At 69.6% G+C, this 26854-nt stretch carries 22 protein-coding genes; 19 read left to right on the top strand and 3 right to left on the bottom strand.

Going from position 1 to position 26854, the window contains the following annotated elements; translation table 11 throughout:
- Positions 1 to 8: 8 nt before the first annotated feature.
- The 3 genes from ACPT94_RS35715 to ACPT94_RS35705 are packed head-to-tail and all read left to right on the top strand — an operon-like array spanning position 9 to position 4275.
- Complete coding sequence (locus tag ACPT94_RS35715) at positions 9 to 2387, top strand: bifunctional polysaccharide deacetylase/glycosyltransferase family 2 protein (RefSeq protein WP_360338515.1); 2379 nt, start codon at positions 9 to 11, stop codon at positions 2385 to 2387.
- Positions 2387 to 3523 (top strand): acyltransferase family protein, encoded by a 1137-nt coding sequence (locus tag ACPT94_RS35710; RefSeq protein WP_360338518.1) that lies wholly within the window; start codon positions 2387 to 2389, stop codon positions 3521 to 3523. Before ACPT94_RS35715 ends, ACPT94_RS35710 begins: the two co-directional genes overlap by 1 nt.
- Before the next feature lie 56 nt (positions 3524 to 3579).
- Positions 3580 to 4275: a demethylmenaquinone methyltransferase gene (locus ACPT94_RS35705; RefSeq protein ID WP_360338521.1), complete on the top strand. Its 696-nt coding sequence runs from the start codon at positions 3580 to 3582 to the stop codon at positions 4273 to 4275.
- Between the two features lie 74 nt (positions 4276 to 4349).
- On the opposite strand, the gene ACPT94_RS35700 is transcribed toward ACPT94_RS35705, so the two are convergent.
- Together ACPT94_RS35700 and ACPT94_RS35695 are read right to left on the bottom strand one after the other, a co-directional pair.
- Positions 4350 to 4664: a PASTA domain-containing protein gene (locus ACPT94_RS35700; protein ID WP_360338524.1), complete on the bottom strand. Its 315-nt coding sequence runs from the start codon at positions 4662 to 4664 to the stop codon at positions 4350 to 4352.
- A 136-nt stretch (positions 4665 to 4800) separates the two neighbouring features.
- Positions 4801 to 5316, bottom strand: a complete 516-nt coding sequence (locus ACPT94_RS35695; RefSeq protein WP_360338527.1) for a GNAT family N-acetyltransferase — start codon at positions 5314 to 5316, stop codon at positions 4801 to 4803.
- Between the two features lie 98 nt (positions 5317 to 5414).
- Between ACPT94_RS35695 and ACPT94_RS35690 the strand changes: the two genes are divergently transcribed.
- Complete coding sequence (locus ACPT94_RS35690) at positions 5415 to 6710, top strand: geranylgeranyl reductase family protein (RefSeq protein WP_360338530.1); 1296 nt, start codon at positions 5415 to 5417, stop codon at positions 6708 to 6710.
- Positions 6711 to 6866: 156 nt separating this feature from the next.
- Here ACPT94_RS35690 and ACPT94_RS35685 read toward each other — a convergent pair whose 3' ends face one another.
- Positions 6867 to 7691 carry a C40 family peptidase gene (locus ACPT94_RS35685; RefSeq protein ID WP_360338533.1) on the bottom strand — a complete coding sequence of 275 codons (825 nt, stop codon included), beginning with the start codon at positions 7689 to 7691 and terminating at the stop codon, positions 6867 to 6869.
- Between the two features lie 713 nt (positions 7692 to 8404).
- Here ACPT94_RS35685 and ACPT94_RS35680 point away from each other — a divergent pair.
- The 15 genes from ACPT94_RS35680 to recQ all read left to right on the top strand — a co-directional run bounded on the left by ACPT94_RS35680 (position 8405) and on the right by recQ (position 26721).
- Positions 8405 to 8764: an NADH-quinone oxidoreductase subunit A gene (locus ACPT94_RS35680; RefSeq protein ID WP_030494815.1), complete on the top strand. Its 360-nt coding sequence runs from the start codon at positions 8405 to 8407 to the stop codon at positions 8762 to 8764.
- Positions 8765 to 8777: 13 nt separating this feature from the next.
- Complete coding sequence (locus ACPT94_RS35675) at positions 8778 to 9332, top strand: NuoB/complex I 20 kDa subunit family protein (RefSeq protein WP_055635348.1); 555 nt, start codon at positions 8778 to 8780, stop codon at positions 9330 to 9332.
- The gene (locus ACPT94_RS35670; RefSeq protein WP_360338537.1) at positions 9329 to 10093 is read left to right on the top strand and encodes an NADH-quinone oxidoreductase subunit C; all 765 of its coding nucleotides are present in this window, start codon (positions 9329 to 9331) and stop codon (positions 10091 to 10093) included. The genes ACPT94_RS35675 and ACPT94_RS35670 overlap by 4 nt, the downstream gene beginning before the upstream one ends.
- A complete protein-coding gene (locus ACPT94_RS35665; protein WP_360338540.1) occupies positions 10090 to 11412 on the top strand; it encodes an NADH-quinone oxidoreductase subunit D in 1323 nt (440 codons plus the stop codon). The genes ACPT94_RS35670 and ACPT94_RS35665 overlap by 4 nt, the downstream gene beginning before the upstream one ends.
- Positions 11409 to 12305: an NADH-quinone oxidoreductase subunit NuoE gene (gene nuoE, locus ACPT94_RS35660; protein WP_360338543.1), complete on the top strand. Its 897-nt coding sequence runs from the start codon at positions 11409 to 11411 to the stop codon at positions 12303 to 12305. Before ACPT94_RS35665 ends, nuoE begins: the two co-directional genes overlap by 4 nt.
- A complete protein-coding gene (nuoF, locus tag ACPT94_RS35655; RefSeq protein WP_425247758.1) occupies positions 12305 to 13651 on the top strand; it encodes an NADH-quinone oxidoreductase subunit NuoF in 1347 nt (448 codons plus the stop codon). Before nuoE ends, nuoF begins: the two co-directional genes overlap by 1 nt.
- On the top strand, positions 13648 to 16152 hold the full coding sequence (locus ACPT94_RS35650) for an NADH-quinone oxidoreductase subunit G (RefSeq protein ID WP_360338549.1): 2505 nt from the start codon (positions 13648 to 13650) through the stop codon (positions 16150 to 16152). Before nuoF ends, ACPT94_RS35650 begins: the two co-directional genes overlap by 4 nt.
- Positions 16149 to 17510 (top strand): NADH-quinone oxidoreductase subunit NuoH, encoded by a 1362-nt coding sequence (gene nuoH, locus ACPT94_RS35645; RefSeq protein WP_360338552.1) that lies wholly within the window; start codon positions 16149 to 16151, stop codon positions 17508 to 17510. The genes ACPT94_RS35650 and nuoH overlap by 4 nt, the downstream gene beginning before the upstream one ends.
- Positions 17503 to 18144 carry an NADH-quinone oxidoreductase subunit NuoI gene (gene nuoI / locus ACPT94_RS35640; RefSeq protein ID WP_360338555.1) on the top strand — a complete coding sequence of 214 codons (642 nt, stop codon included), beginning with the start codon at positions 17503 to 17505 and terminating at the stop codon, positions 18142 to 18144. The genes nuoH and nuoI overlap by 8 nt, the downstream gene beginning before the upstream one ends.
- Positions 18141 to 19007, top strand: a complete 867-nt coding sequence (locus tag ACPT94_RS35635) for an NADH-quinone oxidoreductase subunit J (RefSeq protein WP_425247757.1) — start codon at positions 18141 to 18143, stop codon at positions 19005 to 19007. The genes nuoI and ACPT94_RS35635 overlap by 4 nt, the downstream gene beginning before the upstream one ends.
- Entirely contained in the window at positions 19004 to 19303 is a 300-nt protein-coding gene (nuoK, locus tag ACPT94_RS35630; RefSeq protein WP_003974374.1) for an NADH-quinone oxidoreductase subunit NuoK, read from the top strand. Before ACPT94_RS35635 ends, nuoK begins: the two co-directional genes overlap by 4 nt.
- Positions 19304 to 19318: 15 nt before the next feature.
- Positions 19319 to 21283, top strand: coding sequence for an NADH-quinone oxidoreductase subunit L (nuoL, locus tag ACPT94_RS35625; protein ID WP_425247756.1), 1965 nt, complete (start codon positions 19319 to 19321; stop codon positions 21281 to 21283).
- A 5-nt stretch (positions 21284 to 21288) separates the two neighbouring features.
- A complete protein-coding gene (locus ACPT94_RS35620; RefSeq protein WP_360338565.1) occupies positions 21289 to 22860 on the top strand; it encodes an NADH-quinone oxidoreductase subunit M in 1572 nt (523 codons plus the stop codon).
- On the top strand, positions 22857 to 24506 hold the full coding sequence (gene nuoN, locus ACPT94_RS35615) for an NADH-quinone oxidoreductase subunit NuoN (RefSeq protein ID WP_360338568.1): 1650 nt from the start codon (positions 22857 to 22859) through the stop codon (positions 24504 to 24506). Before ACPT94_RS35620 ends, nuoN begins: the two co-directional genes overlap by 4 nt.
- Positions 24507 to 24699: 193 nt before the next feature.
- Positions 24700 to 26721 (top strand): DNA helicase RecQ, encoded by a 2022-nt coding sequence (recQ, locus tag ACPT94_RS35610; protein WP_425247772.1) that lies wholly within the window; start codon positions 24700 to 24702, stop codon positions 26719 to 26721.
- The last annotated feature ends 133 nt before the right edge of the window (positions 26722 to 26854 follow it).

Genomic DNA, 26854 nt, shown 5'->3' with positions numbered 1-26854 from the left:
CCACCCTCATGACGACGACTCCCTCCCGCGGCCGGCGCCGCGCCCCCTCCCGCATCGAGCGGGCGGCGGGCAAGGCCGCGGCCCTGCAGAAACCCCGTGTCATCCTCGCCGGCCTGCTCCTGCTCGCGCTGACCAGCGTCATGCTGCTCGACGGCTACCTGCGCGCCGAGGTCGGCGGCGACCAGCGCGTCCGCACCGGGGCCGGCTCCAGCAAGGTCCCCGACGACGTCCTCGACGGCGGCCCGATCCTCACCTTCCGCGGCGGCCGGGCCACCACGGTCTCGGTGCCCGACAAGACGATCGCGCTCACCTTCGACGACGGCCCCAACCCCACCTGGACCCCCGAGGTCCTGGCGGTCCTGGAGAAGTACGAGGTGCCCGCCACCTTCTTCGTGGTCGGCTCGATGGTCTCCCGCTATCCGGGCATCGTGAAGGACATGGTCGAACAGGGCCACGAGGTGGGCATCCACACCTTCACCCACGTCGACCTCTCCTACCAGAGCGACGCCCGCGTCGACCGCGAGATGCAGCAGACCCAGCTCGCGCTCGCGGGCGCGGCCGGCATCACCACCACGCTGTTCCGCGCGCCCTACTCCTCGGAGACGGACGCCATCGACAACTACAGCTGGCCCGTCTACCAGAGGCTCGGTGAGGACGGCTACACCAGCGTGTTCGTCGACACCGACAGCGACGACTGGAAGCGGCCGGGCGTCTCGAAGATCATCCAGTGGGCCACACCGGAGGACGGCAAGGGCGCGTCGGTGCTCTTCCACGACGCGGGCGGCGAGCGTTCGCAGACGATCAAGGCGCTGCCGACATACATCGAGAAGATGAAGGCGGCGGGGTACACCTTCACCACCATCAGCGGGGTCATGCGGGCGCAGAACGCGGCCGTCGGCGCGGGGGTGGGCCGGCAGCAGGCCGGCGGGGCCGCCGAGGCGGGCGCCGCCGGTGCGGCGGGCGCCTCCGGTGTCGGTGGCGTCGTCGGTGAGGCCGGGTCCGAGGGTGGGCAGCCGGGTGCCGGCACGGGTGCCGGTGCCGGGCCGAACGGTACGGGCGGCGGTGCCGCCGTGAACGCTCTCCAGGCCGCCCACCGCGAGGCCACCGGCCTGACCCTGTACGAGGGCAAGGCCCTCGTCGCGGCGGTCGCCTTCGCCGAGTGGACGGTGCCGGCGCTCTCGGTCGGGCTGATGGTCGTGGGCGTCGCCGTCATGGGCCGCTTCGGGATGATGCTGCTCCTCGCCCGCCGCCACTACCGGATCCGCAACAAACGCCGCTTCAGCTGGGGGCCGACCGTCACCCGCCCGGTGAGCGTGATCGTCCCCGCGTACAACGAGAAGGAGTGCATCGCCAACACCCTGGAGTCGCTGTCGAAGAGCACGCACCCGATCGAGATCATCGTGGTGGACGACGGCTCGACGGACGGCACGTCGGAGATCGCCCGTGCCGCGGCCGACTCCCTCGGCATGAGGAACGTGCGCGTCATCCGCCAGGAGAACGCGGGCAAACCCGCCGCGCTCAACAACGGCGTCCGCAACGCCGGTCACGACATCGTCGTGATGATGGACGGCGACACCGTCTTCGAGCCGGACACCGTACGGCAGCTGGTGCAGCCCTTCGCGGACCCGAAGGTCGGCGCGGTCGCCGGCAACGCCAAGGTCGGCAACCGCGACACCGTCATCGGCGCCTGGCAGCACATCGAGTACGTGATGGGCTTCAACCTCGACCGCCGCATGTACGACCTGCTGCGCTGCATGCCGACGATCCCCGGCGCGATCGGCGCGTTCCGCCGCGACGCCGTCCTCGAGGTCGGCGGCATGAGCGAGGACACCCTCGCCGAGGACACCGACATCACCATCGCCATGCACCGCGCGGGCTGGCACGTCGTCTACCAGGAGCACGCCAAGGCGTGGACGGAGGCGCCGGGTTCCCTGAAGCAGCTGTGGTCCCAGCGCTACCGCTGGTCCTACGGCACCATGCAGGCGCTGTGGAAGCACCGCAAGTCCCTGACGGACAAGGGCGCTTCGGGCCGCTTCGGCCGGGTCGGCATGCCGCTGGTCGTCCTCTTCCAGATCGTCACGCCGGTCTTCGCCCCGCTCATCGACGTGTTCACCCTCTACTCGATGATCTTCATCGACTTCAGGGCGGCCCTGCTGGCGTGGCTGGCGGTGCTGGGCGTCCAGCTGGTGTGCGCGGCCTACGCCTTCCACCTCGACCGCGAGAAGTACCGCTACCTGCTGATGATGCCGCTTCAGCAGCTCGCCTACCGCCAGATGATGTACCTCGTCCTCATCCACTCCTGCGTCACCGCCCTCACCGGCGGCCGCCTCCGCTGGCAGAAACTGAAGCGGACGGGCGAGGTGGGTACTCCCGCCGGGGTGAGTTGATGGGGGCGCACAGCAAGGGGGCGGTGCGGCCGGCGGCGCGGGACCTCCGGGCCGCCGCCCCGGCCGGACCCTCGGACACGGCCCCTCTGCCGCAGGTCGGACCGGCGGCCCGCGACCGCTACTTCGACACGCTGCGCGCCCTCGCGCTGATCCGCGTCGTCGCCTACCACACCTTCGGGTGGGCCTGGGCGGGCCTCGTCTTCCCGTCCATGGGCGTCATGTTCGGCCTGGCCGGCACCCTGATGGCGAAGTCCCTGGAGCGTCCCGCGCTCACGGTGGTGAGGAGCCGGCTCCGCCGGCTCCTGCCCCCCTTCTGGTTCTGGGGCGTCTTCGTGGTCGCCGCGATGCTGGTCCACGACTGGATGCCGGGCTGGCAGATCGTGTACTGGATCGTGCCGCTGGGCGACCCCCCGGGCAACGCCTGGGGCGAGCAGGCCTGGGAGATCCTCTGGTACCTGCGCACGTACCTCTGGTTCGTCCTGCTCTCCCCGCTCCTGCTCCGGGCGTTCCGGTCGGCCCCCCTCCCCGTACTCGCCCTGTCCCTCGCCCCGATCCTGGCCCTGACCTTCGTCTGGGCCGGCCCCGACAACCGGGTCGGCACCGCCCTGTGGGACCTGTCGACGTACCTCTTCTGCTGGATGCTCGGCTTCGCGCACCGCGACGGCGTGCTCCAGCGGACGAGACCGGCCCTGGTGGTCGTCCTCTCGCTCGCCGCGATGGCCTACGGCGGCTGGTACGCCATCGCCCACCAGGCCGGCTTCGGCACCTACGACCTGGACGAGAACCCCCTCGCGCAGGCCTTCTGGTCGGCCGGCTTCGTGACGCTGCTGATGTGGGCGAAGGCGTACTTCCGCATCGACTTCGCCCGGCTCACCCGTCTCCGGCGCACGAACCGGATCGTCACCGTCTTCAACGCGCGCGCGGTGACGATCTACCTCTGGCACGAGATCGCGCTGATCCTGGCCGTCCCGTTGATCGACCGGTTCTGGGACGTGCCCGCCTTCGAGAGGTATCTGCCGCTGGACAGCCAGTGGTTCATGTTCGGCGTCGGCTGGCTGCTGATCGGGGTGTTCGTGCTGCTGTGCGGGTGGGTCGAGGACGTGGCGGCGCGGAAGAAGCCGAGGCTGCTGCCGTGACCGGGCCCGAGGCTCCTGCCGTGAGCCGGTGCGGCGTGGGCTGCCACAATGGGCGGGTGACCCGCGCTTCCCTGAACAAGCAGCCGCACGAAGTCGCCTCGATGTTCGACGACGTGGCGGAACGGTACGACCTGACGAACGACGTCCTCTCGCTCGGCCAGGACCGGAGGTGGCGCAAGGAGGTCGCCCGGGCGGTCGACGCCCGCCCCGCGCAGAAGGTCCTGGACCTGGCGGCCGGCACGGCCACCTCCTCGCTGCCGTTCGCGCAGACCGGCGCCTACGTCGTCCCCTGCGACTTCTCGCTCGGCATGCTCCAGGTCGGCAAGAAGAAGCACACGTGGCTGCCGTTCACCGCGGGCGACGCGACGAAGCTGCCGTTCAAGGACGACACCTTCGACGCCGTCACGATCTCCTTCGGCCTGCGCAACGTGCAGGACTTCGACACGGCGCTGCGGGAGATGCACCGGGTGACGCGGCCCGGCGGACGGGTCGTGATCTGCGAGTTCTCGCATCCGACCTGGGCGCCCTTCCGCACGGTGTACACCGAGTACCTGATGCGCGCCCTCCCGCCGGTCGCGCGCGCGGTGTCCTCGAACCCCGAGGCGTACGTCTACCTCGCCGAGTCCATCCGCGCCTGGCCCGACCAGCCGGCTCTGGCCGAGCGGCTGCGGAAGGCCGGCTGGTCGAAGGTGGCCTGGCGCAATCTGACCGGCGGTGTGGTGGCCCTCCACCGGGGCTTCAAGGAGAGCTGACCCCGGCTGGCCCGGGCTCGCTGACCCCGGTGGGCCGCCCCGGTGGGGCCGGGCGGGCCTGCGGGCGGCGGTGCCTACCTGGTGCTCGCCTCGAAGGCGTCTCCCGGCTGGTCCAGCTCGCGTTGCATCCCGCCGCCGCCCGGCCTCGGCAGGCGCGGCTCTCGCACGCCCGCGCCTCCGCCGCCCTCGCCCTCGGCGAAGTCGAACCACACGGTGACGACGGCCCCACGCGGCACCTCCACCCCGGGCGGTGGGTACTGCCGTACGACGTAGTCGACGACGGCTCGGTGGAAGTCGGGCCGGTCCGGAGCGGCCAGCAGTACACCGTGCACCGTGGCCGCCTCGCGCGCGTCCACGGCCATCAGACCGACGAACCTCGGCACGCGCACTTCGGGTGTTTTGGGTGGTATGAGCACAGATGTCACCCCCAGAGGTACTGGAAGGGTAACCGGCCGGGGGTGCCATCCGGAAGCGCTGAGTGGCTTCCCGTGACTGATTGCTACACAGAGTCACCGGATCCCGATGTCACCGGGGCTGGAGGTCGAGGCGGTAGCAGTGGCCCTCCCGCTGCGACTGGGGGGCCGTGAAGACCTCGGCGAGCCGCATGCCCAGCCGCTGGGTCACCGCCACCGACCGCGCGTTCGCGGCCAGGACCATCGCCACCACGCTCGGCACCCCCGCCGCCCGCACCCGCTCCAGCGTCATCCGCGCGGCCGCCGTGACGTACCCCTGCCCCCAGTGCTCCCGCCCGAGCCGCCATCCGATCTCGATCTCCCCCTTGGGTCCCCACTCCTGCGGCCAGGGCTGCGCGCCGGTGAACCCGAGGACTTGGTCGTCGCCGTCCAGCACGGTCCACAGACAGAAGCCGTGCTCGGCGTCGTGCCGGCGCTGGCGGGCGGTGAACTCCTCGTAGAAGGAGAGCTCCGCCGACCTGCCGCCCTGGAACTCCATGACGTCCGGGTGGTCGAAGAGCCGGTGCCACGCGACCGCGTCCTCGTCCGTGGGGACGCGCAGCCGTACTACGGGGAGAACTCGGTTCACGGAGGCAGCCCTTCAGCCGGGTGATCAATTCTGCTGAATAGACTGCCCATGTCCAGTGCCGGTCGGCACGCCGATTCCGAACTTGGGGAGATCCCGCCGTGACCGTCGTGACTGAGCCCCTCTCCGAAAACACCGCCGATGTGATTGTCGTCGGCGCGGGGCCGGCCGGCTCCACGACCGCGTACCACCTCGCCAAGGCCGGACTCGACGTGCTCCTGCTCGAGAAGACCGAGTTCCCGCGCGAGAAGGTCTGCGGCGACGGCCTCACCCCGCGTGCCGTGAAGCAACTCGTGGCCATGGGGATCGACATCTCCGAGGAGGCCGGCTGGCTGCGCAACAAGGGCCTGCGCATCATCGGCGGCGGTGTCCGCCTGCAGCTGGACTGGCCGGATCTCGCCTCCTTCCCCGACTACGGCCTCGTCCGCAAGCGCGACGACTTCGACGAACAACTGGCGCGGCAGGCGCAGAAGGCGGGCGCGCGACTGTTCGAGCGCTGCAACGTCGGCGCCCCGATCATCGACGACCGCACCGGCCGCATCACCGGCGTCCACGCCAAGCTGGGCGAGGAGAAGCGCGAAGTCACCTTCCACGCCCCGCTCGTGGTCGCCGCCGACGGCAACTCCACCCGGCTGTCCCTCGCGATGGGCCTGCACCGCCGCGAGGACCGCCCGATGGGCGTCGCGGTGCGCACCTACTTCACCTCGCCGCGCCACGACGACGACTACCTGGAGTCCTGGCTGGAGCTGTGGGACAGGCGGGGACCGGGCGAGGACCGTCTCCTCCCCGGCTACGGCTGGATCTTCGGCATGGGCGACGGCACCTCCAACGTCGGCCTGGGTGTCCTCAACACCTCCGACTCCTTCAAGGAACTCGACTGGCGCGAGGTGCTGAAGGCCTGGTGCGCCTCCATGCCGGAGGACTGGGGCTACACCCCGGACAACATGACCGGCCCGATCCGCGGCGCCGCGCTCCCCATGGCCTTCAACCGCCAGCCCCACTACACCAAGGGCCTGTTGCTCGTCGGCGACGCCGGCGGTCTGGTGAACCCCTTCAACGGCGAGGGCATCGCCTACGCGATGGAGTCGGGGCAGCTCGCCGCCGACGTCATCGTCCAGGCGCACGCCCGCTCCACCCCCGGCCAGCGCGAACTGGCCCTGCAGCGCTACCCGCAGATCCTCAAGGACACCTACGGCGGCTACTACACGCTGGGGCGCGCCTTCGTGAAGCTCATCGGCAACCCGAAGGTCATGAAGATCGCGGCGCAGCGCGGCCTGACGCACCCCCTGCTGATGAAGTTCACCCTGAAGCTGCTCGCCAACCTCACGGACCCGACGGGCGGCGACGCGATGGACCGCATCATCAACGGCCTCAGCAAGGTGGCGCCGAAGGCGTGACCGGGCAGAGGTCGTGCCCGGACGGACGCCGTGACCGGGCAGAGGTCGTGCCCGGACGGATGCCGTGCCCGGGCAGCCGTCGTGACCGGACGGGTCCGAAGAGCCCGAAGGGCCGCAGCCCCCGAGCGGCTGCGGCCCTTCCGGCGTTCGTACGTCTCAGAGGACGCGGACCGCGCCCGACGCCGGGTACCCGGAGAGGTCCTGGATGACGACGCCCTTGGAGGGGTTGGCCGCGTCCAGGTACTGGCCGTCACCGATGTAGACGCCCACGTGGTAGGCGGAACCCTTGCCGCCCCAGTAGAGGATGTCGCCGACCTGGATGTTGGAGAGCGACACGTCCGTGCCGACCATCGACTGGTCCTGGGAGACCCGCGGCAGGTCGACGCCGACCTGCCGGAACGCGGCCTGGACGAGGGAGGAGCAGTCCCAGGCGTTGGGGCCGGTGGCGCCCATGACATACGCGTCGCCCACCTGCGCCTTGAGGAAGGCGATGACCGTCGCGACGCTGCCGCTGGCCGGAGCGGAGACGCTCGTCGACGCGGAGGCGGAGAGGATGGTCCGCTCCGAGGAACGGGAGGCGGCGGCCTCGGCAGCAGCCCTGCGGGCCTCCTCGGCCTTCTTCTTCGCCTCGGCCTTCTTGGCGGCCGCGAGGTCCTTCTTGGCCTCCTTGGCCGCGGCGGCGGCGGCCGCGTCACGCTCGGCGTCGAGCTGGTAGTTCGCCGCGGCCTGCTGCGTGGCCTCCGCGGCCTGCGCGACCTGGGCGGCCACGTCGCCGGTGAGCACGGGCAGTTCGAGCGTCTGCGTCACCGGCTCGGCGGCGTTGGCCGAACCCGCCGCCGTGGCGACGGCCAGCGTGCCGAGGACACCACTGGCGACTCCGGCCCGCATCGCGATCGTCGACGCGCTGCGGCGGGGTTTCCGGTGGCTGCGTATGTGAGCGGTGTGGGACATGGGTACAACCGGTACCAGGGGCTCCTTCATACCTTCAAGAAACGTGTGCTGCGCCACAATTACTCAATGAAGGCCCCGAACACCTGCCACGTCACTCTTTATTGACGCCGTAACGGACATTACGGACGCAGGTGATCAAGCCTGTGATCATGGGCTTTCGCTGTTACGCCCGAATTGCCCCGCACCTACCACTGGTTGAGACCGTTGGCCAAGCCCGGTTCTTGCGGGCCCCTCGCGAGTGTGGCGGAGGTCACGGAACGGTTACCGGGGCGCCCGCGTCTCGCGCGATCGGACAGGCCGCCTCCGCTCGTGAACGCGTGCACGCGTCCACACCCGGCCCCTCTGGTCCTTCTGATGTGTGAACGCGTCCTCTATCAGGGCTCAGGGTCCAGCGCCAATTTGCATGCAGAGGAAGTTTCTTGATATGGAGACGCCCCTCATGGCCTGCGGCGACGAGCGTAAATGTCACTTCTTGTGATCACTCTGACGCTTCACGTACGAAGATCACCGCTGGTATGACTTCATGATCCTTCGTCAGGTGGTGGAGATCACAAAGCTTGTGTAATACCCCGTGTCGCAGATCACAGAGTGGCGGGCATAAGATGCGAGGCAGTTGGGCTTGTGACCTGCTTCACATGTTCGCGATCTTCGCCCGGGATGAGCGGGGCTCGTGAGGTATGAGGGGCGGATGTGAGTCCATGCCATCGCCAGCAGTCAGTGCCGACTGAGAGGAGCGAGGAGCGGTGAACGCGTATGCGCCCATCCTCGTACTGGGAGCCCTCGGGGCAGGCTTTGCGATCTTCTCCGTGGTCATGGCCACGCTGATCGGTCCGAAGCGGTACAACCGCGCCAAGCTCGAGGCCTACGAGTGCGGTATCGAGCCGACCCCCACGCCGGCCGGCGGCGGGCGCTTCCCCATCAAGTACTACCTGACGGCGATGCTCTTCATCGTCTTCGACATCGAGATCGTCTTCCTCTACCCCTGGGCCGTCACCTTCGACGCCCTGGGGCTTTTCGGGCTCGTGGAGATGCTGCTCTTCGTGCTCACCGTCTTCGTCGCCTACGCGTACGTGTGGCGGCGCGGCGGCCTGGAATGGGACTGAGGGGCCTTTAGACATGGGACTCGAAGAAAAGCTGCCGAGCGGTTTCCTCCTGACCACCGTCGAGCAGGCCGCGGGCTGGGTACGCAAGGCGTCCGTCTTCCCCGCCACGTTCGGCCTCGCCTGCTGCGCCATCGAGATGATGACCACCGGCGCCGGCCGCTACGACCTGGCGCGCTTCGGCATGGAGGTCTTCCGCGGTTCGCCCCGCCAGGCGGACCTGATGATCGTCGCGGGCCGGGTCAGCCAGAAGATGGCGCCCGTGCTGCGGCAGGTCTACGACCAGATGCCGAACCCGAAGTGGGTGATCTCCATGGGCGTCTGCGCGTCCTCGGGCGGCATGTTCAACAACTACGCGATCGTCCAGGGCGTCGACCACATCGTCCCCGTCGACATCTACCTTCCCGGCTGCCCGCCGCGTCCGGAGATGCTGATGGACGCGATCCTCAAGCTCCACCACAAGATCCAGAACTCCAAGCTGGGCGTGAACGCCGAGGAGGCGGCCCGCGAGGCGGAGGAAGCGGCGCTCAAGGCCCTGCCCACGATCGAGATGAAGGGGCTGCTGCGGTGAGCGACGCGAACGGCACCAACGGCGTGAACGGCTCCAGGAACGGGGTGAACCCCGAGAAGGACCTCGCCGCCTCCAACCTCCCCGGCCAGCGCGGCCAGGGCGGCGAGGAGATCCGCGTCCAGCGCGGCATGTTCGGCGCCAACAACGGCGGCGACACCTCCGGCTACGGCGGCCTGGTCCGCTCGGTCCGGCTCCCGGGCCCGGCGAGCCGGCCCTACGGCGGATGGTTCGACGAGGTCGCCGACGAGCTCGAGGGCGCCCTGGAGGAACAAGGTCTCCTCCCCGAGAACGCGATCGAGAAGACGGTCGTCGACCGCGGTGAGCTCACCTTCCACATCGAACGCGAGCACCTGCTGCGCGTCGCCCGCACCCTGCGCGACGACCCGGCCCTGCGCTTCGAGCTGTGCACCGGCGTCAGCGCTGTCCACTATCCGAACGACAAGGGCCGCGAGCTGCACGCCATCTACCACCTGCGCTCGATCACCCACAACCGGTTGATCCGCCTCGAAGTCAGTGCCCCGGACAGCGACCCGCACGTCCCGTCCCTGGTCTCCGTCTATCCGACCAACGACTGGCACGAACGCGAGACCTACGACTTCTTCGGGATCGTCTTCGACGGTCACCCGGCCCTGACGCGGATCATGATGCCGGACGACTGGCAGGGCCATCCTCAGCGCAAGGACTACCCCCTCGGCGGCATCCCCGTCGAGTACAAGGGCGCCCAGATCCCGGCTCCGGACCAGCGGAGGTCGTACTCGTGAGCACGCAGTCAGCATCGGCACGCGAGACCACCGAGGGCACCGTCTACACGGTCACCGGTGGCGACTGGGACGAGGTCGTCCAGTCCGCGGCCCGCGCCGACGACGAGCGCATCGTCGTCAACATGGGCCCCCAGCATCCCTCCACCCACGGAGTGCTCCGCCTGATCCTGGAGATCGAGGGCGAGACGGTCACCGAGGCCCGTTGCGGCATCGGCTACCTCCACACCGGCATCGAGAAGAACCTCGAGTACCGCACGTGGACGCAGGGCACCACGTTCGTGACGCGCATGGACTACCTGACGTCCTTCTTCAACGAGACCGCCTACTGCCTCGCCGTCGAGAAGCTCCTCGGCATCGAGGACCAGATCACCGAGCGAGCCAAGATCATCCGGGTGCTCCTGATGGAGCTGAACCGGATGTCCTCCCACCTGGTGTGCATCGCCACCGGCGGCATGGAGCTCGGCGCCACCACGATCATGATCTACGGATTCCGTGATCGTGAAATGATTCTCGACATCTACGAGCTCATCACGGGCCTGCGGATGAACCACGCGTACATCCGCCCCGGCGGACTCGCCCAGGACCTGCCGCCCGGCGCGGTGGACCAGATCCGCGAGTTCGTGAAGAAGATGAAGAAGAACCTCCCGGAGTACGACAAGCTCGCCACCGGGAACCCCATCTTCAAGGCGCGCATGCAGAACGTCGGCTACCTCGACCTGGCCGGCTGCATGGCCCTCGGCGCCACCGGCCCGATCCTGCGCTCCACCGGCCTGCCGCACGACCTGCGCAAGACGCAGCCGTACTGCGACTACGAGACGTACGACTTCGACGTCCCCACCGCCGACTCCTGCGACTCCTACGGCCGCTTCCTGATCCGCCTCGAGGAGATGCGGCAGTCCCTGCGGATCGTCGAGCAGTGTCTGGACCGGCTGCAGCCCGGCCCGGTCATGGTCGCCGACCGGAAGATCGCCTGGCCCGCCCAGCTCGCCCTGGGCCCGGACGGCCTCGGCAACTCCCTCGACCACATCAAGAAGATCATGGGCACCTCCATGGAGGCCCTGATCCACCACTTCAAGCTGGTCACCGAGGGCTTCCGCGTCCCGCCGGGACAGGTGTACGCGGCGGTCGAGTCACCCAAGGGCGAACTCGGGGTGCACGCCGTTTCCGACGGAGGCACCCGCCCCTACCGGGTCCACTTCCGGGACCCGTCCTTCACCAACCTGCAGGCCATGGCGGCGATGTGCGAGGGCGGCCAGGTCGCCGACGTCATCGTCGCCGTCGCGTCCATCGACCCCGTGATGGGAGGCGTCGACCGGTGACCACCTCTTCTTCGGAGCGGGGCGTCAGCCTGGGCATGCCCGAGCTGCCCGCGCCCGGCTACCCGGACGACGTCCGAACCCGGCTCGAGCGGGACGCGCGCGAGATCATCGCCCGCTACCCCGACTCCCGGTCCGCGCTCCTGCCGCTGCTGCACCTCGTGCAGTCGGAGGAGGGCCACGTCACGCGCACCGGGATGCAGTTCTGCGCGGACGTCCTGGAGCTGACCACCGCCGAGGTCACCGCCGTCGCCACCTTCTACACCATGTACCGGCGCCGGCCGAGCGGTGATTACCAGGTGGGCGTCTGCACCAACACCCTGTGCGCGGTGATGGGCGGTGACGCCATCTTCGAGGCGCTCCAGGAGTACCTCGGCGTCGGCAACGGCGAGACCACCGACGACGGCAAGGTCACCCTGGAGCACATCGAGTGCAACGCGGCCTGCGACTACGCGCCGGTCGTGATGGTGAACTGGGAGTTCTTCGACAACCAGACCGTGCAGAGCGCGAAGCGCCTGGTGGACGACCTGCGTGACGGACGTACGGTCTCGCCCACGCGCGGGGCGCCGCTGTGCACCTTCAAGGAGACCGCCCGGATCCTGGCGGGCTTCCCCGACGAGCGCGAGGGCGCCGTCGAGGCGAGCGGCAGCGCGGGACCGGCGTCGCTGGTGGGCCTTCGCCTGGCAAGGGGAGAGACCGCACCCGCGCGCGTGGTCCACCCGCGCGACGGCGGACCGCACGACGAACCGCAGGACAGGGCCGCGCACCAGCCCCAGGACCGGGCCGTGCACGAACCGTCGCCGACCGAGCACCTCAGTTCGCATGACGCGCCGCAGGACACATCGGCCTCCGACCCGTCCCACCCAGCAGGGCCTACCGCCGAGGAGGGGGAGTGATGACCTTGGCACCCGAGCTGAAAGACACCAGCCCCGAGAAGCTGCTCGCACCCGTGCTGTCGGCCTTCTGGGACGAGGACAAGTCCTGGACGCTGGACGTGTACCGAAGGCACGAGGGATACGAGGGGCTTCGCAAGGCGCTCGCCATGTCGCCGGACGACGTGATCGCGTACGTCAAGGACTCCGGTCTGCGTGGGCGCGGCGGCGCGGGATTCCCGACGGGAATGAAATGGCAGTTCATTCCCCAGGGTGATGGAAAACCGCACTATCTAGTTGTCAACGCCGACGAGTCGGAGCCAGGAACCTGCAAGGACATCCCGCTCCTCTTCGCGAACCCGCACAGCCTCATCGAGGGCATTGTCATCGCGTGCTATGCCATCAGGTCGTCGCATGCCTTCATCTATCTGCGTGGTGAAGTCGTCCCCGTTCTGCGGCGGTTGCACGAGGCCGTGCGCGAGGCCTACGCGGCGGGCTACCTCGGCGAGAACATCCTGGGCAGCGGACTCGACCTCGAACTCACCGTGCACGCGGGCGCGGGCGCGTACATCTGCGGTGAGGAGACCGCGCTGCTGGACTCGCTCGAAGGCCGCCGTGGTCAACCGCGGCTCCGTCCCCCCTTCCCTGCTGTCGCGGGCCTCTACGCGTGCCCGACTGTGGTGAACAACGTCGAATCCATCGCGTCAGTTCCCGCGATTCTGCAGAACGGCAAAGAATGGTTCAGGTCGATGGGCAGCGAGAAGTCCCCGGGCTTCACGCTCTACTCGCTCAGCGGCCATGTCGCCAGTCCCGGCCAGTACGAGGCCCCACTCGGCATCACCCTCCGTCAGCTCCTCGAGATGAGCGGCGGCATGCGACCGGGCCACCGCCTCAAGTTCTGGACGCCGGGCGGCTCCTCGACACCGATGTTCACCGACGAGCACCTCGACGTCCCTCTTGATTACGAAGGAGTGGGGGCCGCGGGTTCCATGCTGGGCACCAAAGCTCTCCAGTGCTTCGACGAGACGACCTGCGTCGTGCGGGCCGTCACCCGCTGGACCGAGTTCTACGCCCACGAGTCCTGCGGCAAGTGCACGCCGTGCCGCGAAGGCACGTACTGGCTCGTGCAGTTGCTGCGCGACATCGAGGCCGGCAAGGGCGCCATGTCCGACCTCGACAAGCTCAACGACATCGCCGACAACATCAACGGCAAGTCCTTCTGCGCCCTCGGCGACGGTGCCGCCTCGCCGATCTTCTCCTCGCTCAAGTACTTCCGCGAGGAGTACGAGCAGCACATCACGGGCCGCGGCTGCCCCTTCGACCCGGCCAAGTCGACGGCCTGGGCCGACCGCACGGAGGTGAACGCATGACCGTGACCACCAGCGCTCCCACGGGTGGGGGGGAGGCGGCGGTCCCGCCGGAGGATCTCGTGACGCTGACCATCGACGGCGTGGAGATCAGCGTGCCCAAGGGCACCCTGGTCATCCGGGCCGCCGAGCAGCTCGGCATCGAGATCCCGCGCTTCTGCGACCACCCCCTCCTCGACCCGGCCGGCGCCTGCCGCCAGTGCATCGTCGAGGTCGAGGGCCAGCGCAAGCCCATGGCGTCCTGCACGATCACATGTACGGACGGCATGGTGGTGAAGACTCACCTCACCTCGCCGGTGGCCGAAAAGGCCCAGCACGGCGTGATGGAGCTGCTCCTCATCAACCACCCGCTGGACTGCCCGGTCTGCGACAAGGGCGGCGAGTGCCCCCTGCAGAACCAGGCCATGTCGCACGGCAACGCCGAGTCCCGCTTCGAGGGCCGCAAGCGCACCTACGAGAAGCCCGTCCCCATCTCCACGCAGGTGCTGCTCGACCGTGAGCGGTGCGTGCTGTGCGCCCGGTGCACCCGGTTCTCCAACCAGATCGCCGGCGACCCGATGATCGAGCTGATCGAGCGGGGCGCGCTGCAGCAGGTCGGCACCGGTGAGGGCGACCCCTTCGAGTCGTACTTCTCCGGCAACACCATCCAGATCTGCCCGGTCGGCGCGCTGACGTCGGCGGCGTACCGATTCCGGTCCCGGCCATTCGACCTGGTCTCCTCGCCCTCGGTGTGCGAGCACTGCTCCGGCGGCTGCGCCACACGCACCGACCACCGGCGCGGCAAGGTCATGCGGCGGCTCGCCGCCGACGACCCCGAGGTCAACGAGGAGTGGATCTGCGACAAGGGGCGGTTCGCGTTCCGGTACGCGCAGCAGCGGGACCGGCTCGAGACGCCGCTCGTCCGGAACGCCGAGGGCGCCCTCGTACCGGCTTCCTGGCCGGAGGCGTTGCAGATCGCGGCGCAGGGGCTGCTCGCCTCGCGCGGCAGGACCGGTGTCCTGACCGGCGGCCGGCTCACGATCGAGGACGCGTACGCGTACAGCAAGTTCGCGCGCGTGGCGCTCGACACCAACGACATCGACTTCCGCGCGCGCGTGCACAGCAGCGAGGAGGCCGACTTCCTGGCGGCGAGTGTGGCCGGACACGGCCGTGACCTCGACGGTACGGGCATCACGTACTCCTCGCTGGAGAAGGCGCCCGCCGTCCTGCTGGTCGGGTTCGAGTCCGAGGAGGAGGCACCCGGCGTCTTCCTGCGGCTGCGCAAGGCCTGGCGCAAGCACGGCCAGCAGGTGTTCTCGCTGGCCACGCACGCCACCCGCGGCCTCGAGAAGGCGGGCGGCACCCTGCTGCCGGCCGCTCCGGGAACCGAGACCGAATGGCTGGACGCGCTGGCCGCCGGCGCCGGCCTCGACGAGGCGGGCAGCAAGGCCGCCGAGGCGCTGCGCACCGAGGGCGCGGTCATCGTCGTGGGTGAGCGGCTGGCCGCCGTGACCGGCGGTCTCACCGCCGCCGTCCGGGCGGCGACCGCGACCAGGGCCGAGCTGGTGTGGATTCCGCGCCGGGCGGGGGAGCGGGGCGCGATCGAGGCCGGTGCGCTGCCGTCGCTGCTGCCGGGCGGGCGTCCGGCCACCGACCCGCGCGCGCGGGAGGAGGTCGCGGCCGCCTGGGGGCTCGCCCACCTCCCGCCCCGCTACGGCCGTGACACCGGGCAGATCATCGAGGCCGCCGTCGGCGGTGAGCTGCAGGCGCTGCTCGTAGCGGGTGTGGAGGTCGCCGACCTGCCCGACCCGGCACGCGCGCGTGAGGCGCTCGACGAGGTCGGCTTCGTGGTGTCGCTGGAGCTGCGGCCCGGCGAGGTCACCGAGCGCGCCGACGTCGTCCTGCCCGTCGCCGCGGTCGCCGAGAAGGCGGGCGCTTTCCTCAACTGGGAGGGCCGGGTGCGCTTCTTCGAGGCCGCGCTCAAGCCCGACCAGATGACCCGCCGCCTGGCGCCGGGCGACGCGCGCGTGCTGCAGATGCTGGCCGACGCCATGGACGTCCACCTGGGTCTGCCGGACCTGCGCACCGCGCGGGCGGAGCTGGACCGGCTCGGCGCCTGGGACGGGCCGCGGGCCACCGCACCGCTGGAGAGTGGGGGCGTTCTGCCGCGGCCCGCCGCCGGTGAGGCCGTGCTCGCCGGGCACCGGCTGCTGCTCGACCAGGGCCTCCTCCAGCAGGGCGACGAGGCGCTCGCCGGGACGCGGCACGCCGCACGCGCGCGCGTGTCGCCCGCGACGGCCGCCGAGGCGGGCGTCGCCGACGGTGACGCGCTCGCGGTGACCGGCCCCGCGGGGACGGTCGAACTCCCGCTGCAGATCACCGACATGCCCGACCGGGTGGTGTGGCTCCCGCTGAACTCCGTGGGCGGGGGCGTCGCCTCCGACACCGGGGCACGGCCCGGCTCCCTCGTCCGCATCGGCCCGGCGACGCTCACCGCCGAAGCTCCCCAGGAGGTGGAGGCATGAGCCCGTACCTCGCCGCTGAAGACCTCTCGATGTTCGGCCGCGACCCCTGGTGGCTGGTCGTCGTCAAGGCGGTGTTCTGCTTCGCCTTCCTGATGGTGACCGTGCTGTTCTCCATCGTGTGGGAGCGCAAGGTCGTCGCCTGGATGCAGCTGCGCATCGGCCCCAACCGGCACGGCCCGTGGGGCATGCTGCAGTCGCTCGCCGACGGCATCAAGCTGATGCTGAAGGAAGACGTCATCGTCAAGCGCGCGGACAAGGTGGTGTACGTCCTCGCACCGATCGTCGCGGCCATCCCGGCCTTCATGGCGATCGCGGTGATCCCCTTCGGCCCGGCCGGCAACGAGATCTCGATCTTCGGTCAGCGCACCACGATGCAGCTCACCGACCTGCCGATCGCGATGCTCTACATCCTCGCGGTCGCCTCGGTCGGCATCTACGGCATCGTCCTGGCGGGCTGGAGTTCCGGATCCACCTATCCGCTGCTGGGCGGTCTGCGCTCGTGCGCGCAGATGATCTCGTACGAGATCGCGATGGGCGCCGCGTTCGCCTCGGTGTTCCTCTACTCCGGATCGATGTCGACGTCGACGATCGTCGAGCAGCAGCAGGACCGCTGGTACATCATCCTGCTGCCGGTCTCCTTCGTCCTCTACATCGTCACGATGGTCGGCGAGACCAACCGCGCCCCCTTCGACATGCCGGAGTCCGAGGGCGACCTGGTCGGCGGCTTCAACACCGAGTACTCGTCGATCAAGTTCGCGATGTTCATGCTCGCCGAGTACGTGAACATGGTGACGGTGTCGGCCGTGTCGGTGACGCTGTTCCTCGGCGGCTGGCGGGCCCCGTGGCCGATCAGCGGCTTCTGGGAGGGCGCGAACCACGGCTGGTGGCCGATGCTCTGGTTCACCGTCAAGGTCCAGTTGCTGCTGTTCTTCTTCATCTGGCTGCGCGGCACGCTCCCCCGCGTCCGCTACGACCAGCTGATGAAGCTCGGCTGGAAGGTCCTCATCCCGGTCTCCGTGACATGGCTGATGCTCGTCGCGACCGTGCGGACCCTGCGCAACGAGAACTACGACTTCGCCGACATCGCCCTCTACGTCGGCGGCGCCGTCCTGGTCCTGCTGCTGCTCTCCTTCGTCGCGGACATGTTCCGCGACCGCGGCAAGCAGGCCGAGGCCCCCGCCGAGCCCGCCGGCTTCGACCCGATGGCGGGCGGGTTCCCCGTGCCGCCGCTGCCCGGGCAGGAGCTGCCGCCGGTGCCCAGGCGCCGTCAGCGCCGGGACCGGGAGCTGATTGTCAGTGGTGGGCCCGATACTCAGAGTGACGGATCTCTGGATGGAAAGGAGGCGTCCGATGGCTGAGGAGCCCAAGGAGACCAAGCCCGGTTTCCAGAACCCCGTGGCCGGCTTCGGCGTGACCTTCAAGGCCATGTTCAAGAAGCGGCTGACCGAGCAGTACCCGGAGCAGAAGAAGACCACGGCTCCGCGGTTCCACGGACGGCACCAGCTCAACCGCCATCCGGACGGCCTGGAGAAGTGCGTCGGCTGTGAGCTGTGCGCCTGGGCCTGCCCCGCCGACGCCATCTACGTCGAGGGCGCGGACAACACCGACGAGGAGCGCTACTCGCCGGGCGAGCGGTACGGCCGCGTGTACCAGATCAACTACGCCCGCTGCATCCTGTGCGGCCTGTGCATCGAGGCGTGCCCCACGCGCGCGTTGACGATGACCAACGAGTTCGAGCTCGCCGACTCCAGCCGCGCCAACCTGATCTACACCAAGGAGCAGCTGCTGGCCGGCCTGGAAGAGGGCATGGTCGACACGCCGCACGCCATCTACCCCGGCACGGACGAGCAGGACTACTACCGGGGGCTGGTGACGGAGGCCGCGCCCGGGACCGAGCAGCAGGTCGCCGTCTCCAAGGGCGAGGTCCCGCAGGAGGCCGCCTCCACCTTCGGTGAGGGCGAGCCCGCCTCCGAGGAGGTGATCGGCCGATGAGCGCGCAGCTCGCCGCTTACTCCACCTCGCAGCTCGCCGCCTACTCGACGTCCACCGGCGAGGCCTTCCAGTTCTGGGTCCTCGGCACCGTCGCGGTGATCGGCGCCCTGTGCACCGTCTTCATGAAGAAGGCCGTGCACAGCGCGCTCTGCCTCGCCGGCACCATGATCATCCTGGCGGTGTTCTACCTCGCCAACGGCGCCTACTTCCTGGGCATCGTGCAGATCGTCGTCTACACCGGCGCGATCATGATGCTGTTCCTGTTCGTGGTGATGCTCGTCGGCGTCACCGCGGCGGACTCCCTGAAGGAGACCATCAAGGGCCAGCGCTGGCTGGCCCTCCTGTGCGGCCTCGGCTTCGGCATCCTCCTGGTCGCGGGCATCGGCAACGCGTCCCTGACGGAGTTCACCGGCCTCGGCGAGGCCAACGCCGGCGGCAACGTGGAGGGTCTCGCGGCCCTCATCTTCACCAAGTACGTCTTCGCCTTCGAGATCACCGGCGCCCTGCTCATCACGGCCGCCGTCGGCGCCATGGTCCTCACCCACCGGGAGCGCACGGAGCGGGCCAAGACCCAGCGCGAGCTGGCCGAACAGCGCGTCCGCGAGGGCAGGCACGTACCGCCGCTGCCGGCGCCCGGTGTGTACGCGCGGCACAACGCCGTCGACATCGCGGGCCTGCTGCCCGACGGCACCCCGTCGGAGCTCACGGTCAGCAAGACGCTGCGCGAGCGCGGTCAGATCCGGGACGTGTCCACCGAGGCGCTCAACGACCTCAAGGCGCTGGAGCAGCGCGCGGAGGAGCGCCTGGAGCGGACCGCGATCGAGCCGCCGACGTTCAAGCGGACCGAGGAGGCGTCGAAGTGAACCCCGTCAACTACCTCTACCTCGCCGCCCTGTTGTTCACGATCGGCGCGACGGGCGTGCTGATCCGGCGCAACGCGATCGTCGTGTTCATGTGCATCGAGCTGATGCTCAACGCGTGCAACCTCGCGTTCGTCGCCTTCTCCCGGATGCACGGCAATCTCGACGGCCAGATCATCGCCTTCTTCACGATGGTCGTCGCCGCCGCGGAGGTCGTGGTCGGACTGGCGATCATCGTGTCGCTGTTCCGTTCCCGCCACTCGGCCTCGGTCGACGACGCCAGCCTGATGAAGCTGTAAGGGGTCGGAAGAATCGTGGAGAACCTGATTGCGCTGCTGATCGCGGCGCCCCTGCTCGGAGCGGCCGTCCTGCTGGTCGGCGGTCGCCGGCTCGACGCCGTCGGCCACTGGATCGGCACGGTCCTCGCGGCCGTCTCCTTCGTGCTCGGCCTCGTCCTCTTCGCCGACCTGCTCGGCAAGGACGCCGACGACCGGACACTGACGCAGCACCTGTTCAGCTGGATCCCCGTCGAGGGCTTCCAGGCGGACGTCGCCTTCCGCGTCGACCAGCTGTCGATGACGTTCGTGCTGCTGATCACGGGCGTCGGCTCGCTGATCCACCTGTACTCGGTCGGGTACATGGAGCACGACGAGCGGCGCCGCCGCTTCTTCGGCTACCTGAACCTGTTCCTCGCGGCGATGCTGCTGCTCGTCCTCGCCGACAACTACCTGCTGCTGTACGTCGGCTGGGAGGGCGTCGGTCTCGCCTCCTACCTGCTCATCGGCTTCTGGCAGCACAAGCCCAGCGCCGCGACCGCCGCGAAGAAGGCCTTCCTGGTCAACCGCGTCGGCGACATGGGCCTGTCGATCGCCATCATGCTGATGTTCACCACCTTCGGCACCTTCGCCTTCGGCCCGCTGCTCGGCACGCAGGAGAAGGCGGGGCTCGCCGGTGACGCGACCGAGGGCCAGCTCACCGCGATCGCCCTGATGCTGCTGCTCGCGGCCTGCGGCAAGTCCGCCCAGGTCCCGCTGCAGTCCTGGCTCGGGGACGCGATGGAGGGCCCGACCCCGGTCTCGGCCCTCATCCACGCGGCGACGATGGTGACCGCCGGCGTCTACCTCATCGTCCGCTCGGGCGCGATCTTCAACGCGGCGCCCGACGCCCAGCTCGTCGTCACCATCGTCGGTGCCGTCACGCTCCTGTTCGGTGCGATCGTCGGTTGCGCGAAGGACGACATCAAGAAGGCGCTGGCAGGCTCGACCATGTCGCAGATCGGCTACATGGTGCTGGCCGCGGGCCTCGGCCCCATCGGCTACGCCTTCGCGATCATGCACCTGGTGACGCACGGCTTCTTCAAGGCCGGCCTGTTCCTCGGCGCCGGCTCGGTCATGCACGGCATGAACGACGAGGTCGACATGCGCAAGTACGGCGGCCTGCGCAAGTACATGCCGATCACCTTCGTCACCTTCGGCCTCGGCTACCTCGCCATCATCGGCTTCCCGGGTCTGTCCGGCTTCTTCTCCAAGGACAAGATCATCGAGGCGGCCTTCGCCAAGGGCGGCACCGAGGGCTGGATCCTGGGCGGCTGCGCGCTGCTGGGCGCGGCCATCACCGCGTACTACATGACGCGCGTGATGCTGATGACGTTCTTCGGCGAGGAGCGCTGGAGGAACCAGCCCACCCGCTCCCCGCAGGCGCCGAGCGCCGAGCCCGCCGCCGAGCACCGGGGCGAGCACGCCGAACCGCACCCACACGAGTCGCCCAAGGTCATGACGATCCCGATGATCGTCCTGGCGGTCGGGTCGGTCTTCGCCGGAGCCTTCTTCAGCATCGGCGAGCGCTTCGTGCACTGGCTGGAGCCCGTCACCGGGTTCCAACACGGGCACCCGCCGGTCAGCGCCCTCACGGTCACGCTGTCCACGGTGGCCGTCATGATCCTGGGCGTGGCGCTCGCCTATGCCCAGTACGGCCGCCGCCCCGTCCCCGTCGTCGCCCCGCGCGGGTCCCTGCTCACCCGGGCCGCCCGGCGCGACCTGCTTCAGGACGACTTCAACCACGTCGTCCTGGTCCGCGGCGGCGAGCACCTCACGCGGTCCCTGGTCTACGTCGACCACACCCTGGTCGACGGCGTCGTCAACGGCACGGCGGCCTCGGTCGGCGGCCTCTCCGGACGCATGCGCAAGCTCCAGAACGGCTTCGCGCGGTCGTACGCGGTCTCGATGTTCGGCGGTGCGGCGGTCCTCATCGCCGCGACCCTGCTGATGAGGGCGGTCTGATACCGATGTCCTTTCCTCTGCTGACAGCGACGGCGGCGCTCCCGGCGATCGGGGCGGTCGCCACGGCCGCCGTCCCGGCCGCGCGGCGCAACGCCGCCAAATCCCTGGCGTTGCTCTTCTCGCTCGCCACGCTCGTCCTGGCGATCGTCGTCCTGGTCCGCTTCGACCCGGACGGCGCCCGCTACCAGCTCACCGAGTCCCAGCCCTGGATCGCGGACTTCGGGGTCAGATACGAGCTGGGCGTGGACGGGATCGCGGTGGCTCTCATCGCGCTCACGGCGCTGCTGATCCCGTTCATCATCCTGGCGGGCTGGCACGACGCCGACCCGCTGGAGACCGGCAGCAAGCGCTGGCGGCCCACGCAGGGCTTCTTCGCCCTGATCCTGGCCGTCGAGGCGATGGTGATCCTCTCCTTCGAGGCCACCGACGTCTTCCTCTTCTACATCTTCTTCGAAGCCATGCTGATCCCGATGTACTTCCTGATCGGCGGCTTCGGGGACCGGGCGCACGCTCAGGGCGAGGAGGCGGCGTCGACGCAACGGTCGTACGCGGCCGTGAAGTTCCTGCTCTACAACCTGGTCGGCGGGCTGATCATGCTGGCCGCGGTGATCGGGCTGTACGTGGTCGCCGGGAACTTCTCGCTCACGGAGATCGCCGAAGCGCGGGCCAACGGCTCGCTCGACATGGCGACGAACACCGAACGCTGGCTGTTCCTCGGCTTCTTCTTCGCCTTCGCGGTGAAGGCGCCCCTGTGGCCGCTGCACACCTGGCTGCCCAACGCCATGCAGGAGTCCACCGCCCCGGTCGCCGTCCTCATCACGGCGGTCGTCGACAAGGTCGGCACCTTCGCGATGCTCCGCTTCTGCCTCCAGCTCTTCCCGGAGGCGTCGAAGTGGGCGACGCCCGCCATCCTCGTCCTCGCTCTGATCAGCATCATCTACGGGGCGCTGCTCGCCGTCGGCCAGCGGGACATCAAACGGCTGGTGGCGTACGCGTCGATCTCGCACTTCGGGTTCATCATCATGGGCATCTTCGCGATGACCAGCCAGGGCCAGTCGGGCGCGACGCTCTACATGGTCAACCACGGGATCTCGACGGCCGCGCTCATGCTGGTCGCCGGCTTCCTGATCTCGCGGCGCGGCTCGCGGCTCATCGCCGACTACGGCGGTGTGCAGAAGGTCGCCCCGGTGCTCGCCGGCACCTTCCTGATCGGCGGCCTGGCGACGCTGTCGCTGCCCGGACTCGCCCCCTTCGTCAGCGAGTTCCTCGTCCTGGTCGGCACGTTCGCGCGGTACCCGGCGATCGGCATCATCGCCACCTTCGGCATCGTCCTCGCCGCGCTCTACACCCTCGTCCTCTACCAGAGGACGATGACGGGCCCGGTGAAGCCCGAGGTCTCCGCGATGCCGGACCTGCGCGCGCGTGAGCTCGTGGTGGTCGCCCCGCTGATCGTGCTGCTGATCTTCCTGGGCGTCTACCCCAAGCCCGTCACGGACATCGTCAACCCGGCGGTCAAGCAGACGCTGTCCGACGTACACAAGAAGGACCCCCAGCCCGAGGTGGAGGCGGCCAAGTGAGCACAGCAGCCGTCCACAGCCTGTGGACAACCGCGGCCGACCCGATCTCGAAGATCGACGCGCCGAAGATCGAATACGCGCAATTGTCGCCGACCCTGATCGTCGTGGGTGCGGCGGTCGTCGGGGTGTTGGTCGAGGCACTAGTCCCGCGCAAGCACCGCTACTACACCCAACTGTTCGTGTCCGTCGTCGCGTTGGCCGCCGCGTTCGCCGCGGTCGTGGCGCTGGCGGCGGACGGATACGGCACCACCAAGGCACACATCGCGGCGATGGGCGCGATCGCCGTCGACGGACCGGCCCTGTTCCTGCAGGGCACGATCCTGCTGGCCGCCCTGGTCGGCCTGTTCACCTTCGCCGAACGGCGGCTCGACCCGGAGGCCCACGGCAACCGCGTCGACTCCTTCGCCGCGCAGGCCGCCTCCGTGCCCGGCAGCGACAGCGAGAAGGCCGCGGTCAAGGCCGGGTTCACGACCACCGAGGTCTTCCCGCTGCTGCTGTTCGCCGTCGCGGGCATGCTGGTGTTCCCGTCCGCCAACGACCTGCTGACCCTCTTCATCGCCCTGGAAGTCTTCTCGCTGCCGCTGTACCTGCTGTGCGCGCTGGCCCGCCGCAAGCGGCTCATGTCGCAGGAGGCCGCGGTCAAGTACTTCCTGCTCGGCGCCTTCGCCTCCGCGTTCACCCTGTTCGGCATCGCCCTGCTCTACGGCTACGCGGGCTCGGTGTCGTACGCGAGGATCGCGCAGGTCGTCGACGGCACGGTCACCAACGTGAGCCCGGCGCTCGCCGACACCATGGGCAACGACGCGCTGCTGCTCGTCGGCGCCGCGATGATCGTCATGGGGCTGCTGTTCAAGGTGGGCGCGGTGCCGTTCCACATGTGGACGCCGGACGTCTACCAGGGCGCGCCGACCCCGGTCACCGGCTTCATGGCCGCGGCGACCAAGGTGGCCGCCTTCGGCGCCCTGCTGCGGATCCTGTACGTCGTCCTGCCCGGCCTGCGCTGGGACTGGCGGCCGGTCATGTGGGGCGTCGCAATCGTCACCATGCTGGGCGGTGCGATCGTCGCGATCACGCAGACCGACATCAAGCGACTGCTGGCGTACTCGTCCATCGCGCACGCCGGATTCATCCTCGCGGGTGTCATCGCGACCACCCCTGACGGTGTCTCCTCCGTGCTCTTCTACCTGGGCGCGTACTCGTTCGTGACGATCGGCGCGTTCGCGGTGGTGACGCTGGTGCGGGACGCCGGCGGCGAGGCGACCCACCTGTCCAAGTGGGCGGGGCTGGGCCGGCGGTCACCGCTGGTGGCGGCCGTGTTCGCGGTGTTCCTGCTGGCCTTCGCCGGCATCCCGCTGACCTCCGGGTTCGCCGGGAAGTTCGCCGTGTTCAAGGCGGCGGCGGAGGGCGGAGCGGCGCCGCTGGTCGTGGTCGGTGTGATCTCGTCGGCGATCGCGGCGTTCTTCTACATCCGCGTCATCGTGCTGATGTTCTTCAGCGAGCCCAAGCCCGAGGGCCCGACCGTCGCGGTGCCGTCGCCGCTGACGACGACGGCGATCGGGGTCGGCGTGGCGGTGACGCTGGTGCTGGGTGTGGCGCCGCAGTACTTCCTGGACCTGGCGAGCCAGGCAGGGGTCTTCGTGCGCTGACCGCGGCGCTCGCCCGACCGACCTGCGGTGCCCCGTGTGGGCCCCGGTTCCTCCAGAGGAGCCGGGGCCCTCGTCGTCATGCGACCGGTCACCGTAAGTCACCGGAACGAGCCTGTGGATAACTCCGGCGCTGTCAGTCCCGGCCCCTATCGTGGAGGCAGTGGTCGAGGGACGACGTACGGGGGACGGGACGATGGGCGCGACGGGCGGGACCAGGGAGATGCCAGTGATCACCGAGATGCCGGGCACGGAGAGCGAGGCGCTGGCCACGCTGCACCGGGTCTTCGGATACGAGGCCTTCCGCGGCGAGCAGGAAGCGGTCATCGAGCACGTGGTGGCCGGTGGGGACGCGGTCGTCCTCATGCCGACCGGCGGCGGCAAGTCGCTGTGCTACCAGATCCCGGCCCTGGTCAGGCCCGGTACGGGCATCGTCGTCTCCCCGCTGATCGCACTGATGCAGGACCAGGTGGACGCGCTGCGGGCGCTGGGCGTGCGCGCCGGGTTCATGAACTCCACGCAGGACTTCGACGAGCGGCGTGTGGTCGAGGCCGAGTTCCTGGCAGGCGAGCTGGACCTGCTGTACCTGGCGCCGGAGCGGCTGCGCCTGGACTCCACACTGGACCTGCTCTCACGCGGCAAGATCGCGGTCTTCGCGATCGACGAGGCCCACTGCGTGTCCCAGTGGGGCCACGACTTCCGCCCCGACTACCTCACCTTGTCCCTCCTGGGCGAGCGCTGGCCCGACGTCCCGCGGATCGCGCTCACCGCGACAGCCACGCATGCGACGCACCAGGAGATCACCCAGCGGCTGAACATGCCGACGGCCCGCCACTTCGTGGCGAGCTTCGACCGGCCCAACATCCAGTACCGGATCGTGCCGAAGGCCGACCCCAAGAAGCAGCTGCTGAGTTTCCTGCGGGAGGAGCACCCGGGCGACGCGGGCATCGTGTACTGCCTCTCGCGCAACTCCGTGGAGAAGACGGCCGAGTTCCTCTCCCGCAACGGCATCGAGGCGGTGCCGTACCACGCGGGCCTGGACGCGGGGACACGCGCGGCGCACCAGGCGCGGTTCCTGCGGGAGGAGGGCCTGGTCGTGGTGGCGACCATCGCCTTCGGCATGGGCATCGACAAGCCGGACGTGCGGTTCGTCGCCCACCTCGATCTGCCCAAATCGATCGAGGGCTACTACCAGGAGACCGGCCGTGCCGGGCGTGACGGGCTGCCGTCGACGGCCTGGATGGCGTACGGCCTCAACGACGTCATACAGCAGCGCAAGCTGATCCAGTCGGGGGAGGGCGACGAGGCGTTCCGGAGGCGGGCCGCCGCGCACCTGGACTCCATGCTGGCGCTGTGCGAGACGGCCCGGTGCCGCCGCGGACAGCTCCTCGCCTACTTCGGCCAGGAACCCGATCCGGCGGGCTGCGGCAACTGCGACACCTGCCTCGCGCCACCGGAGACCTGGGACGGCACGGTCGCGGCGCAGAAGGTGCTGTCGACGGTGGTGCGGTTGCAGCGCGAGCGCGGGCAGAAGTTCGGCGCGGTGCAGATCGTCGACATCCTGCTGGGCAAGCGCACGGCCAAGGTGATCCAGTTCGATCACGACCAGCTGTCCGTGTTCGGCATCGGCGAAGAGCTCGCCGAGGGTGAATGGCGCGGTGTCGTACGGCAGTTGCTGGCGCAGGGGCTGCTCGCGGTGGAAGGCGACTACGGCACGCTGGTGCTGACGGAGGCCAGCGGGGCGGTGCTGCGGCGCGAGCGGGAGGTGCCGCTGCGCAAGGAGCCGAAGAGGTCGGTGACCGCCAAGGCGGGCTCGTCGTCCTCGTCCGGCCGTGGTGACCGCAAGGCGAAGCCCGCAGCTGCGGAGCTGCCCGAGGAACTGCTCCCCGCCTTCGAGGCCCTGCGGGCCTGGCGCGCCGAACAGGCCCGCGAGCAGGGCGTCCCGGCGTACGTCATCTTCCACGACGCGACGCTGCGGGAGATCGCCACGGTGTGGCCGACGTCGGTGCAGCAACTCGGCGGGGTCAGCGGGGTCGGCGAGAAGAAGCTGGCGACGTACGGGGAGGGTGTCATCGGGGTGCTGGCCGGACTGGGCGGGGCACCCGGCTCGGCTCCGGCGGCCGACGGGGAGCCGGGCACCGGAGGAGCCGGACCGGGCGCGGCCGACGACCACTGGCCCGAGATGGACGCGGAGCCGGAGCCGGACGACTGGATATAGCGGCCGATCGGGGCGAAGGGGTGCTCCCCGGCACCTGGGGGCGTTCCGCCCAGGCTCCGGGTGGTCCCCGGCGCCCAGAGGTGTCCTGCCCGGGCGCAGAGGGGCACCCCGGTACCCAGAGGCGCCCTGCCGG

This window comes from Streptomyces aurantiaciflavus (genome assembly GCF_049808595.1).
Lineage (GTDB): Bacteria > Actinomycetota > Actinomycetes > Streptomycetales > Streptomycetaceae > Streptomyces.
This window is presented reverse-complemented; position numbering and strand designations above follow the sequence as displayed.